Source organism: Chitinophaga flava (assembly GCF_003308995.1).
Lineage (GTDB): Bacteria > Bacteroidota > Bacteroidia > Chitinophagales > Chitinophagaceae > Chitinophaga > Chitinophaga flava.
Genome location: NZ_QFFJ01000002.1, coordinates 853,714 through 867,459, shown reverse-complemented (window position 1 = coordinate 867,459; position 13,746 = coordinate 853,714). Strand labels below are relative to the sequence as shown.

The window sequence follows — 13,746 nt, the reverse complement described above, 5'->3', positions numbered from 1 at the left end:
AAGTTTGTGTACTGGCTGGCATCAGCTTTTCCGGCACTGGATTTAAAAATAGTAAAAAATAAGCTGCGCCGCACTGAATTCTTTCCTCCTGGCGTTGCTTATATGTACTGCTTTATGAAGTCCAGGGCCCGCTGTTCTGACCAGTAAAATTCTTTATTGAACCGGACAAAGCCCACATGTCCGCCATATAACGGAGTTTCCAGAAAAAACGTATTGCTGGCGTTAGCTATTTCGTAAGGGAAACAGTCCGATCCCAGAAACGGATCATCTTTAGCATTGATCAGCAGGGTGGGAATACTGATCTGGTGCAGATAACGCCGGGAGCTGCATTGCTCCCAGTAATGCAGTGCATCCCGGAACCCATGCATAGGGCCGGTATAGCGGTCGTCAAATTGTCTGAAACTCCGGATATTGTTGTAACCCTCCAGGTTGATGTCGTTGGGATACTGCTGTTGTTTAAGCCTTAGTTTCTCCTCCAGGTTCCGAATGAACCGCTGCATATAAACGATATTATGCCGCTTCTCCAGCTCTGCAGAACTGCTTTTCAGGTCTACCGGCACTGAAATGGCTACTGCCGACCTGATTTCCGGAGCAATACCAGTCCCTTGTTCTCCTACGTATTTGAGGGTCACATTTCCTCCCAGGGAAAAGCCCACCAGATGAATGGATTTATATTTTCCCAGTGAAAGAAGATACTGCACCACACTGTGCAGATCGCCCGTTTCCCCGCTATGATAAAAGCGCAGCAATTTGTTAGGCTCCCCACTGCAACCTCTGAAATTCATGGATACAGTATCAAAGCCTGCCCCATTAAAAATATGTACCATTCCCAATACATATTTCCGGGTAGAGTCCCCTTCCAGCCCATGCAATATCACTACTATCCGGTCGCTTCCTTTTTCACTGAAATCCAGATCCAGAAAATCCCCGTCCCGTGTAGTAATCCGCCGACGCTGATAATCAGCCGGCCTGATCTTCCGGAACAAAGAAGGATAGATCGTCACCATATGACGGTTTCGTAATAAAAAAGGCGGCTTATAGTCGGACTGATTAGCTACTGGCACTGTGATCTCTATGATTTTAATGATGCTCCTGATATGCGAAGATAAGTGTGAAGATCCAGTATGAGTATTTTATTTAATTTCAATATATATATTTATCGCTTCTATCTTCTCGCTTATCTTCGCATATCAGGAGCATCAGCAAAATCATACTCATCATTGTTACCTACTTTCGGCATAGAAAAAATATTTAATCTTCCCTACAGACAGGAAGATTTCAGAATGATACAGCATCAGCCTATCAACCAGCCTGTGATTGAGGAAGCGCACAAACATGATTTTTTTATGTTGCTGATGGTGGAAAAAGGTAGTGGTACCCATACTATCGACTTCCATGATTATAAGGTAAGTAACTACACCGTTTTTTTTCTGGCACCCGGGCAGGCCCATCAGTGGCATCTCTCCAGGAATACGACTGGTTATCAGGTGATGTTTGCAGGTGGGTTTATGCTGCATAAAGGGCCATTATGGCCTTTTTTCACGCCTTCCGCGCCGCCATTGCTCAAACTCACCATTGCGCAGTATGAACAGCTGGCCACCGAATTACGGCTGATGTCTGCTGAAACCGCCGCCAATATTACACAACACCGGTTACAAATAATACTCTTACTCCTGCAACGCTGGTATGCCAGTGCTTATCCATCGGAAACAGCGGCCTCCGGCCACCGGCTCATCAACCGGTTCCTGCAGCTCCTGGAAAAACATTACGCTCAGCATAGCGAAGTCAGCTACTATGCCGCCAAACTACATGTAACAGCCAGCTACCTGAATCTGGTATGCAAAAAAGAATCTTCCACCACCGCCGGTGAATACATCCGCGAACGACTGCTGCTGGAAGCTAAACGCCTGCTTACCCTCACTGATATGGATATCAAGGAGATCGCTTTCTCCCTCGGCTTCAACGATACCTCCTATTTTTCGCGCTTCTTCCGGAAATATACCGGACAGACACCGGTCAATTTCCGTCGGCAGATCTAACTACTTATAAAAAGTACCTGCCATCTAATAATCAGTACCATCTCCTGCTTGTCAACAGGTGTAATTTTGCCGCAAACAAATAATAGTATGAAAAATGTGATGCAGCCGTCCATCAAAAGGAAGGACGGCCTGATGAACAGCACCCTGGTGTTGTTGATGGCAGTCACCTGTGGAATGGTAGTAGCCAATATTTATTACAATCAGCCACTGTTACTGATGATCGCGGAAACATTTCGCGTGAGTGAAGGAAAAGTAAGTGTCATAGCCACGATCACACAGGTGGGTTATACGCTGGGATTGTTTTTTGTAGTGCCGCTGGGCGATAAAACAGAAAGACGCAAACTGATATTATGGAAGCTTGCAGGAGCAGTAATCAGTATGTTGATGGCAGCTGTTGCAGTCAACTACTACATGATGGTAGCAGCCAGCCTGCTGATAGGATTTTTTTCTGCTGTCCCGCAGCTGTTGCTGCCTATGGCCGCTACGCTGGCGCCGGATGAAGCCCGCGGAAAAATAGTAGGTAAGGTGATGAGCGGCCTGTTGATAGGTATTTTGTTGTCGCGCACCCTGAGTGGCCTGATAGGAGCACACCTGGGCTGGAGGGCCGTATTCCTGATCGGAGCTGCAATAATGATTATCTTATTAATGGTACTGTATCGTAAGCTGCCGCCGGACCCACCTGTTTTCTCTGGCAGCTATGGTAGCCTGATGCGGTCACTGTTCTCGCTGATAAAAAACTTTCCTCCGCTGCGGCAGGCTGCCATAACCAGTTTCTTGATGTTTGGCGCCTTCAGCATATTCTGGACAACGCTTGTTTTTTTGCTGGAAGGAGCTCCATTTTTTTATAAAAGCGATGCCGTAGGCATGTTTGGACTGATAGGTGCCTGTGGTGCGCTGGCAGCACCCATGGCCGGAAAATCAGCCGACCGCAAGGGACCGCAGTTTGCAATCAGACTGGGTATTATCGCTACGCTGGTATCGTTTGTGATCATGGGGGCATCTGCTACTTCACTCGCCGGACTCATCGCAGGTGTTATACTGCTCGATATAGGCATGCAGGTGACACATATCTCCAATCAATCAAAAGTATTTGCCTTATTGCCCGCAGCCCGCAGCCGGCTTAATACGGTTTATATGTCGAGCGCCTTCTCTGGCGGCGCCATCGGATCTTTACTGGGCGCCCAGGTATGGAGCCACTGGCACTGGACGGGTGTATGTTTCCTGGGAGGAACCTTTGTAATGATCGCCCTTCTTCTCAATCTGCAACAACAAAAAAAATAAGCGAAGCGCTTTGCGCTTCGCTTCAATATTTTCAAGCCAAACACTTCGCTCCAATCTCTTCTCATCTGACAAACTTCGCTTCCATCTTCTCACATCAGGAGAATCATCAAAATCGCGCCTATCACAGTTTTTATTTGATAAGCGAAAAAAACCTGTTCCATCGGATATAACGTTCCTTATAGTCTTTATGATAACTAAACCAAATTATCCAGGCCTTGCCGATCAGATGGTCTTCGGGTAGAAATCCCCAGAACCGGGAATCGATGGACTCATGCCGGTTATCGCCCATCATCCAGTAATAATTCATCTTAAAAGTATAAGATGTAGTTTCCTGTCCGTTGATGAATATTTTGTCTCCTTTTACTACCAGTTTGTTGTTTTCATAAGTTTCAATGACGCGTCTGTAAAATGGCAGCACACAGGTATCCAGTTGAACGGTCGCTCCTTTTTTAGGAACATACACAGGCCCGAAGACATCCTCACTCCAGGGATATTTATCCGGATCTGCAGGGAAGATACTGTTGCGGACACGCAATTTCTTGTCAGGGTTGATCGTGTCTCCCCATTTACGGATCGTTTTTACGTTATCAAGCGTTAGGTTATAGGTTAAATAGGTGGAACATGTGGAAGAGTCCATTCCCATACCATGCCCGGGGTCCAGGCTGAGGGCATGCTCTTCTTTATCGCCGAAAGGCTTACCGGACCTTGTTTTTACCTGGTAGCCGGAAAGTGAATTGGGTGGAATGAATCCTGGCTTACCATTCACGTAAAGTTTCCCGTCTGCTATCAGGATAGTATCTCCGCTGATGCCTACACAGCGTTTAATCCAGGTTTCCCGTTTATCTACCGGACGATAGAAAGGGTCGCCATAAAACTTCTTCAGGGAATCCGGATGAAGATTACGCTTTTGAGGATAATAATCTTCGTCATTACCAAATTTGCTATACAATACCGTATCGCCGCAAGGGTAATTAAACACAATCACATCATTACGGCTGATATGACTAAAACCGGGCAATCGCATGTAAGGCCATTGTATCGCAGTGGAAAAGGCTTTCGTTCGTTTGGTGAAAGGCAGGGTATGATTTGTAAAAGGCCATGCCAGCGGGGTCATGGGAATACGAGGACCATAGCTGATTTTACTTACAAAAAGATAATCATTGATTAAAAGGGTCCTTTCCATAGAACCGCTGGGGATCATAAAAGCCTCAAAGATAAAAGTCCTGAGCAGTGTAGCCACTACTACGGCAAATATAACAGCATCCACCCACTCCCTTATCTTCGATTTTTTTTTCTGAACGCCTCCAGCTCCTTTTCTCTTCCAGAAAAATAGCTTCATCGAGTTGGCTTTAGGATAAAAAGTTGTCTTAACAATTTAACTAAATAAAACCACATCCAGTAAAATTTATTTGGCTGAAATCCGCTGCAGTAAAGCCGCAGCAACATTTTCTTCACCAGATGCATCTGATTTATTATTTTCATGCCCCGGCATCTGTTCTTAAATGGATACCGATCATTATCCACGTTACAAACTTTACGATAAAATGCAGAACTCAAGACGTTCCTTTATTCAGCAGGCCGGATTACTCGCGGCAGGCATGATGCTTCCCGGCGGCCTTTTCGCTCAGACAGAGAAAAAAGCGTTCGCCCGTAAAATAGGACTCCAGCTATATACCCTGCGTGACCTGCTGGACCGCGATGTAAAAGGTACTATCACCCGGGTAGCACAGATCGGCTATCAGGAAGTGGAAACCTATTACGGCTATCAGGGCGACAAAGACAAAGGAACCTTCTGGGGCCTCACTCCTGCTGAACTCAAAGCCCTGTTTCAGGAATATCAGCTTACCACACCCAGCGGACACTATCAACTCAATGACTTTCTCACTCCAGGTAATGGCAACGATGCCGCACTGCAGCCACAGATAGATCTTGCCAACCAGCTCGGACAACAATACTTTATCGTACCCGTACTGCCACTTTCATTATGGGATAAAAAACTCACCGCTGATGACTACAAGTTCATGGCAGAGCAGCTGAACAAAGCCGGTGAAATATGCAAAAAACATAACCTGCAAATCGGCTATCATAATCATCACTGGGAGTTTAAAAAACTGGCTGGCAGCAATACCACCGGTTATGAGGTGATGCTCAAAAACACCGACCCATCGCTGGTATCGTTTGAACTGGATCTTTTCTGGGCCGTTAAATCAGGAGTAGATCCACTGAAACTGTTTGCAAAGGCCCCCGGCAGATTTGTGGCCTGGCATGTGAAAGACATGGATAAAAAGAACACTGCCAGCCTCACAGCCCCCGGCAATGAAAATAAAACATCCATGCAGTTATTGTCCGGCGTTAGCTTCGCCGAAGTAGGCACCGGCAGTATCAACTTCCGTCAGATATTCGCCAAAGCCCGCGAAGCCGGCGTACAGCACATCTTCGTAGAACAGGATAAAATCACTATTGATCCGTTTGAAAGTATTACGAAGAGTTATAATTATGTGAAGAATGTATTGCTGAAATAGAGCAGTCATCCCCGGGCTCCGGCCCGGGGAAACATAACCGCCAGCAGTACACCATATACAATGGCCAGTGCCATCCACCATTGATTCAGCATAAAACTACCAGTCACGCTAATCAGTGATAAACACAATACTATTCCGCTGGCAAGCCCTATTATCCAAAGAGAGCGTACACGGATAAAAATACTTAACAGTAAAGACAGCTGTGCCAGGATTAAAAAGCCCATGTCAGCATTTATCCACCATTCCACCTGTAGTTTCCCATTCACTAAAGCCGACAACCATAATCTTTCCAGGTCATATAAATATAGTTCATAACCATTGTTGTGAACTATCATCAGACTACTCAGCACAAAGCATAATTTGGCAATAGGAAGAACCACATTATTCATAGGTAATCATTTTATATCAGATGTCCTATATTCCATTTTCCACAAATACATCCCAATAAACAATATCCCGTATTTTCGCACTTTAAATTAAAGCGCAGTTATATGTCGATGCATGAAATAGAATCCCTGGTGGAGTTGTCCGTTTATTGCCTGCACGAAAGCCAGGATGATTCACTGGACCGCAGAAGCCTTTTTTACAACCTGTATGATCTGCAATCACAGTTTGATACCGGCTTTACCCATTTCCGGGTAATGGACCTGCTGATTCAGCACCATTTCGTATATACTTTCCCGATAACAGCACACCCTGCCTATACACAGCATCAAGCTTTTTTTGATACGCTGGCAGCCACACAGAAGTTCAGCTTCATCTATACACAACCCGAAGCAGAATGGGATGAAGAAAACAACCCGGTAGCCGGATATGCCAACTATGATCATCAGCAACAGACTTATATCCTGTACTGCGATGCAGGCTCTTCTTTATGGGAGGCCATGGTAGCCAATGGTACCCTGCAGGGAGCCGATGCAGTGGCACCTGAAAAAAAGGACGTCTTCTCCCTTGCGCTCTGCATTGCTAAAGCCGCAGCACAACAACAAAACAAAGACCTGCTCAACAGCTGGTATCTCCTATTGCCCTTCATGGTGATGGCTGCCGAACAGGAAGAAGAACCCATTGACTATAAAGCACTGGAAACGATACTGGAGCTCGTAGTGACCAATGATGCCATCTTTGAAGAAGGACTTCCTCCTGCAGACGAACTGCCGGAAGGAGGTGAACTGGGCAAGTTCTGCGAGTGGTGGTATGCGCCTGCTAAGGACAAAATGAAATCCACTGCTGAGCTGGATGCTGACATCGACCTGGAAGCGGTTCCCTTCACTCAGCAGGTAGATAAAAGTGCCGCCTGGTACGATAATGAGGTAAGGACCCTGCTGGAAAGTATCAACCACAGCATTACCTTCATGGAAGACAACGGTTACAATGACGATATCCAGCGGAGCGTGGAAGGCCGACTGAGAATGGGACTGGAATATGCGCAGAAAGGAATAGAGCTGGCTCCCAATGAGCCGGGAATGCTGGTCAACAAAGGTTCCCTTTACCTGCTGCAACAAAGTTATCCGGAAGCACTGGCCTGCTACGATAAAGCCATGGCCATAGCGCCCGACAATACTTTCGTACATCTCAACCGCGCCATCCTCTTTTATCATATGGAAGATATGCCCCAGGCCATCGCTTCCTTTGAGAAAGTGCTGCAACTGGAACCCGGCAATGAGTTTGCACAACAGTGGCTCACCCACCTGAAAAGTAATGGATAAGCAGCTTAAACATATTGAAACAGCACTCGGCATTACCCTGCCGGGTGCTTATATCCGTTTCCTGGAAACACAACAAAGCTCTGAAAGCTTGCTGGTAACAGATCTGGTAACACTATACGGTACTGACGATCTCATAGAAAGAAACCAGACCTATGCAGTACAACAGTATCTTCCTTCCTATATCAGCATCGGAGATGACAGCGGCGGACAGGGCATCTTTCTGGACACTTCTTCCACACAGGCCACTGTATACACCACCGGCTATGGCGCGCTGGACCCCGATTGTATGGAGGTACTGAATGACGATTTTACCGAGTGGACACGACAAGGATACTCACTGAACATTATCCGGGAATCCCCTGGTGTACTTGCTTTCCGGGAAACAGAAACCTTTCGGCTCAGAAGTTCCTGGATGGCGCTGCACAAAGCCCTCTCCGTCCTGGAAACGGAAAGACCTCAAATAGACCTCAAAACCTACTTACGCCGCAAACGTGATCTGCAAAAGGAAATGCAGGACTTTGAAGTAAAACATGCCGGCAAGCGCTACCGCTTATAGCCATCCGTCAATATTTCGCTGCCTTTTTCTAATTTATCATGTTATCTTTGACAACCCCGGTTGCCATTCTTCCATTACATTGTTGTACCCGTTAAACCATATGCCAGGGGGGACAATAAACCAATTTTAGTTTTAGTATCTGGACCTTTCAGAATGCAGCATGATTTAGCACAGGAGACTGTTTTATTCAACCGGATTGCAGAAGGAGATGAAGCTGCCTTTGAAGCTTTGTTTCACCTGTATGTGCCCCGGATCAGTCCTGTTATCCGCCAGATCATACAGGAGGAAGCCCCCGTAAAAGACATCGTCCAGGAGATTTTCCTGGGCCTCTGGATGGGCCGTGATAAGCTCCCGGAGGTCACCAGTCCTCGTAACTGGATCTTTAAAATGACCTATCATCGCTCCTATAGCTGGCTGCAAAAACAGGGTGTCCGCGAAAAGGCCCGCCATCTGCTGTCCCGGGAAGAAGATGAATACACTAATATTACCGAAGATAGCCTGTCACTCACGGAAACAGCCCGGCTGATTCAGGAAGCCATCGCTCAACTGCCGCCCCAGGCCCGGAAAATATATACCCTTAGCCGTGACGGCGGTTTTAAAATCGCTGAAATAGCGGAACAGCTAAACCTCTCCAGCCAGACCATCAAAAATTCCCTGGTAAGATCACTGCGTACGATCCGGGAATATCTTGTCAAACATGGTATCATACTTCCTCTTTTGGTGCTCTCCTGCTGCCTTTGCAACTTTTTTTAATTTTTTTTCAGGAAGATAGGTACTACTGCCCCGCTCGCAGTACGTATAGGCAGGGGTCCCCTGCAACCGGGCTTTCCCCACCAGAATCGTTTTTTCACGTTATCGCAAAAACCACGTCATTGCCAGATACTGAGAGACTGACATATTTACTATCAAGAGCCCGGCAACGCCTCGCTACCGATGAGGAATACACTGAACTGCTGGACATGATCCAGGCGGATGATACCGGCGTTGTCAACGCCCGGCTGGAGGCATTCCATGGCCCGGCCATTCCGTCAACGGAAGATGAGGACCCTGCTGTATGGCAACCCGTTATCGCAGCTATACTGGCTGCCGATAAACCAGCGCCGGCGCCAGGCCGTGTGGTTCCACTGTTCTGGAGATGGACTGCAGCAGCATGTGTTCTACTACTTGCCGGCACCATCTATCTCTGGCAACGGCCCTCCCTTGCACCTGTTCCTCAGGTGGTAGTTAGCACCACGCCGGATGTAGCTCCCGGTGGCAACAAGGCCATGCTCACCCTCGGCGATGGATCACAGATCACGCTGGACAGCGCCGGCAACGGCGTGCTGGCACAACAGGGAAACAGTAAAATCACCAAACTGGCCAACGGCCAGCTTGTATATGATGCTTCCGGCAACAGCCGGGGTAAAATACTGTACAACACCATGAGCACTCCGCTCGGCGGCCAGTACAAGCTGGTACTACCGGATGGCACCACCGTATGGCTCAATGCAGGTTCTTCTGTCACCTACCCTACCGCCTTTGCCGGCGCCGAAAGAAAAGTTTCCGTCACCGGTGAGGCCTACTTTGAGGTCACAAAAAATCCGGACATGCCCTTCCGCGTAACAGCTAATAATACCACTGTGGAAGTATTGGGTACCCACTTCAACATTAATGCTTATAAGGACGAGACCAGCATCAACACCACGCTGCTGGAAGGTGCTGTACGGCTGCATGCGCACAACCGGCAACTGCTGCTCAAACCCGGCCAGCAGGCCCGGGTGAGCGTACTCAATACCGATGTACACGTAGCTGATAATGTAGACCTCTCCTCCATCGTGGCATGGAAAGAAGGTTATTTCTCTTTTAATGATGCTGACCTTCCCACCGTGATGCGGCAGCTCGCACGCTGGTATAATGTAGAAGTGACATACGAAGGCGAAATACCCGACCGCGTATTCAGCGGGGAAATAGGCCGCAGCCTCTCCCTTTCACAAGTATTAAAAGGACTTTCCAGAACAAGAATTAAATACAGGATTGAAGATGGCCGAAGGATTATCATCCAGCCATGACTTTATAAATGAACAATGAAAAACAATCAGGAACAATGATTAATTCAGGCTAACCAAGAGGCATTCCCATGTACTATAATGAAATAAGCCGGGGATAAAGATTGGCGTCCTACCCCGGCCTTAGTTCAGTTAAACCACTATTTATTCATTCAACCAAACATTGCAAAAGTATGCAACTTAAAGCTATTGGTAATTCCGGTCCCCGCAGACACTGGAAGCAGGCGGGGCTACCCAACAAACTCCTGTTAGTGATGAAACTAACTTCTTTTTTCCTTTTGATGGCAGTATTACAGGTAAGTGCCAACAGCAGCGCCCAGACCATTACCTGGTCTGCCAGATCTGCCAGCCTGCAGAAAGTGTTCAACGTTATCCGCCAACAAACAGGCTACGCCTTCTTTTATGACAAAGAAGACCTGAAAAATACACAGCCTGTAACCGTAGAACTGAAAAACGCCTCCCTGCAATCCGCTATGGAACAGGTAATGCAGAGACAAACCCTCAGCTACGAAATACAGGGTAATACCGTTTTTATCACCCGTAATGATAAACCGGCCCATATCACCACCCTTAGCACCCCTCCACCACCGCCGGTAACCATCAGCGGTAAGGTAGTGGACGAAAATGGTACCCCCGTACCTGGTGCTTCCATCATGGTAAAAGGAACCACTAAAGGCGCTATCACCAACGCCAGCGGCGAATTTCAACTGGCCAATGTAGATGACAACGCTGTAGTAACTGTTACCAGCATCGGTTATATATCCAAAGAAATCAGTCTCAATGGCAAAACACATCTCAGCATCTCTCTCGCTGCAGATGTCAGCACCCTGAAACAGATGGTTGTCGTAGGTTACGGCACGCAGAAGAAAGCCAACCTCACCGGTTCCGTGGCCAGCGTCGGCAGCAAAGAACTGGCCAACAGGCCTGTCTCCAGCGTCAGTAGCGCCTTACAGGGCACCATGCCCGGCGTGACTGTCACCGCTGCTGTCAGCGGCCAGCCAGGTGCTGACCAGGCTAAAATCCGCATCCGTGGTATCGGTACGCTCAACAATGCTGATCCCGTAATCGTAATCGACGGGGTGATCACCAACGTCAGCAACCTTAATAACATCAACCCTGATGATATCGCTTCCATGTCTGTGCTGAAAGATGCAGCTTCCGCTTCCATCTATGGTTCCCGTGCAGCCAACGGCGTTATCCTCATCACTACCAAACAAGGTAAAAAGGGAAAAGCCCAGCTCTCCTACAACGCCTACGTAGGTAAACAGAAACCTACCGGCCTGCCCGATTTCCTGCCCTCCTGGCAGGTAGCCACCCTGGAAAACCAGGCTGCGCTCAATGAAGGTAAAACGGCTAAATATACCCCGGACCAGATCGCAAAATTTAAAGACGGTTCTGATCCTTTCAACTACCCCAATACCGACTGGCTCGGCCTGTTCTATAAAGGCAATGATATCCAGCAAAACCACTACCTGAGCATGACAGGAGGCACTGAAAAAACACAATATGCCCTCTCACTCGGCCTCTTCGATCAAAACGGTGTGGTAAAGAAAACTAACGCCAAAAGATATACGACGCGCCTCAACCTGACTTCCGAAGTTGCCAACCATGTAAAAGTAAATGCCAACATCGGCTTTACCTCCACCGGTCAGAAAGAGCCGTCCAACCCATATACCGGCGACTTTTCCCAGCTGGTAAGACAGATCAACAGGATCAATCCACGCATCCCCTATAAATATGCCAATGGGCAATACGGCGCCATCGGCGACGGTAACCCCATGGCATGGCTCGAAGGCAACAGCCTCAACCAGTATGCCTATTACGACCTCGTAGGCAATGTGGGCGTAGACTGGGAAATCGTTAAAGATCTCCACTTCAAACCATCCCTGGCCTATGTGATGAAGATCAACCACAATAAAAAATTCAGGGCCGATCAGCAATACTATAATGCTGATGGTGACCCAACCTTCTATCAGGGCCCCAGCTCCGTGACCGATGAAAACACTTTCGGTAACACCATCACCCAACAGGCCCTGCTGGAATACAGCAAATCCTTCAGCAAACATAATTTTAAAATACTGGGTGGTTACTCCCGTGAACAAACGAAATACACCTTCAATGATGGCTATCGCAAAGGGTATCTCAACAACCAGCTGACAGACCTCAACCTCGGCTCCACCGACGGCCAAACAGCCAGCGGTTACTCCTATGAACTGGGGCTGGAATCTTTCTTCGGCAGATTGAACTACGACTACGACGGCAAATACCTGCTGGAAGCCAACCTGCGCTACGATGGTGCTTCCCGTTTCGCCAGCAGCAACAGATGGGGCGTATTCCCTTCCTTCTCTGCCGGCTGGAACATCGACAGGGAAGCTTTCTTCGAGCCGGTGAAACAGGTAGTGTCTAACCTTAAACTGAGAGCTTCATGGGGCCAGCTGGGCAACCAGTATGTAAAAGGGAAAGACGATACCAAATATCCCACCTACCCTTATTACCCTTACATCCCTACCTATAACGGAGACCAGAACTATGTATTTGGTGGCCCCGCTGCAGTAGTCTCTCCAGGTGTAGCACAGATCAATGGCGTTATCCCTGACATCAAATGGGAAACAACCACCGAAACCGGCGTTGGTATCGATGCCGGCTTCCTGGACGGTAAACTCAGCTTCACCGCCGACTACTTCCACAAACTCACCTCTGATATCCTGCTGGCCATACCTGTAGCTGCTACCTATGGCCTTAACCAGCCTATCCAGAACGCAGGTGCCGTTCTCAACAGCGGATGGGAATTTGTGCTGGGATACAACAACCGCAAGGGAGATTTCAGCTACAGCGCATCTTTCAACACCGCCTTTATTCATAATGAGATCACCGATCTCCATGGAGCTGGTCCTATCATTGACGGATATACGTTTCAACAGGTAGGCTATCCCGTTAATGCCCTCTATGGCTATATCGCGGATGGTATCTACCAGTCTAAAGACGAAGTGAAGAAGGGTCCGTTCCAATCTACCAGAACAGGTCCCGGCGATATCAGATACCGCGACAGAGACGGTAACGATACCATCAATGCAGCCGACAGACAATACCTGGGCAACTACTTCCCGAAAGTGACTTTCGGCCTCAACCTCAGCGGTTCCTGGAAAAACTTTGACATCAGCGTTTTCCTTCAGGGTGCTGCCGGTGTTAAAACCTATATCGATGCCGGCAAAATCGGCGCTGTGGGTGGCGATGCTAACAAACCTACCTCTGCTCTGCTCGACACCTGGACAGCTGACAACCCTAATGCATCTATGCCCCGCATCTGGTATACCTACAAACAAAACGATCCTTCCAATACTCCTTCCTCTTTCTGGGTGAAAGATGGCTCCTATCTGCGCCTGAAAAACCTGCAGATAGGTTACACTTTGCCAGAGAAGCTGACCAAAAGGGCTGGAATTGGCAAAGTGCGTTTTTATTATAGCGGACAAAACATCCTCACATTTGATCACCTCTACAGTTGGATAGATCCTGAAGCTTCCATCAGAAGCAGCATCTATTACTATCCACAAGTGAAAGTGCACACATTTGGGGTAAATGTTAGTTTTTAACCATTAA

The 13,746-nt window shown here is 47.8% G+C and carries 11 protein-coding genes; 8 read left to right on the top strand and 3 right to left on the bottom strand.

Annotated features, from left to right (window positions below):
* Nucleotides 1-98: 98 nt before the first annotated feature.
* Nucleotides 99-1,064: a YheT family hydrolase gene (locus DF182_RS19945; RefSeq protein ID WP_113617576.1), complete on the bottom strand. Its 966-nt coding sequence runs from the start codon at nt 1,062-1,064 to the stop codon at nt 99-101.
* A 156-nt stretch (nt 1,065-1,220) separates the two neighbouring features.
* Here DF182_RS19945 and DF182_RS19940 point away from each other — a divergent pair, with 156 nt between their 5' ends.
* Both DF182_RS19940 and DF182_RS19935 read left to right on the top strand, forming a co-directional pair.
* Nucleotides 1,221-2,039, top strand: coding sequence for a helix-turn-helix domain-containing protein (locus DF182_RS19940; protein WP_161964190.1), 819 nt, complete (start codon nt 1,221-1,223; stop codon nt 2,037-2,039).
* Nucleotides 2,040-2,126: 87 nt separating this feature from the next.
* Nucleotides 2,127-3,320 carry an MFS transporter gene (locus DF182_RS19935; RefSeq protein WP_245957500.1) on the top strand — a complete coding sequence of 398 codons (1,194 nt, stop codon included), beginning with the start codon at nt 2,127-2,129 and terminating at the stop codon, nt 3,318-3,320.
* 130 nt (nt 3,321-3,450) lie between these two features.
* On the opposite strand, the gene lepB is transcribed toward DF182_RS19935, so the two are convergent.
* Nucleotides 3,451-4,659, bottom strand: a complete 1,209-nt coding sequence (gene lepB / locus DF182_RS19930) for a signal peptidase I (protein WP_113617574.1) — start codon at nt 4,657-4,659, stop codon at nt 3,451-3,453.
* A 205-nt stretch (nt 4,660-4,864) separates the two neighbouring features.
* Between lepB and DF182_RS19925 the strand changes: the two genes are divergently transcribed.
* On the top strand, nt 4,865-5,842 hold the full coding sequence (locus DF182_RS19925; RefSeq protein ID WP_113617573.1) for a sugar phosphate isomerase/epimerase family protein: 978 nt from the start codon (nt 4,865-4,867) through the stop codon (nt 5,840-5,842).
* A 5-nt stretch (nt 5,843-5,847) separates the two neighbouring features.
* Here DF182_RS19925 and DF182_RS19920 read toward each other — a convergent pair whose 3' ends face one another.
* Nucleotides 5,848-6,231 (bottom strand): hypothetical protein, encoded by a 384-nt coding sequence (locus DF182_RS19920; protein ID WP_113617572.1) that lies wholly within the window; start codon nt 6,229-6,231, stop codon nt 5,848-5,850.
* Between the two features lie 102 nt (nt 6,232-6,333).
* Here DF182_RS19920 and DF182_RS19915 point away from each other — a divergent pair, with 102 nt between their 5' ends.
* From DF182_RS19915 to DF182_RS19895, 5 genes are all read left to right on the top strand, one after another.
* Nucleotides 6,334-7,548 carry a tetratricopeptide repeat protein gene (locus tag DF182_RS19915; protein WP_113617571.1) on the top strand — a complete coding sequence of 405 codons (1,215 nt, stop codon included), beginning with the start codon at nt 6,334-6,336 and terminating at the stop codon, nt 7,546-7,548.
* Nucleotides 7,541-8,104: an SMI1/KNR4 family protein gene (locus DF182_RS19910; RefSeq protein ID WP_113617570.1), complete on the top strand. Its 564-nt coding sequence runs from the start codon at nt 7,541-7,543 to the stop codon at nt 8,102-8,104. Before DF182_RS19915 ends, DF182_RS19910 begins: the two co-directional genes overlap by 8 nt.
* A 153-nt stretch (nt 8,105-8,257) precedes the next feature.
* Nucleotides 8,258-8,857: an RNA polymerase sigma factor gene (locus tag DF182_RS19905; protein ID WP_113617569.1), complete on the top strand. Its 600-nt coding sequence runs from the start codon at nt 8,258-8,260 to the stop codon at nt 8,855-8,857.
* A gap of 119 nt (nt 8,858-8,976) precedes the next feature.
* Nucleotides 8,977-10,152 carry a FecR family protein gene (locus DF182_RS19900; protein WP_113617568.1) on the top strand — a complete coding sequence of 392 codons (1,176 nt, stop codon included), beginning with the start codon at nt 8,977-8,979 and terminating at the stop codon, nt 10,150-10,152.
* A gap of 170 nt (nt 10,153-10,322) precedes the next feature.
* Nucleotides 10,323-13,739: a TonB-dependent receptor gene (locus tag DF182_RS19895; protein ID WP_113617567.1), complete on the top strand. Its 3,417-nt coding sequence runs from the start codon at nt 10,323-10,325 to the stop codon at nt 13,737-13,739.
* Nucleotides 13,740-13,746 lie beyond the last annotated feature (7 nt).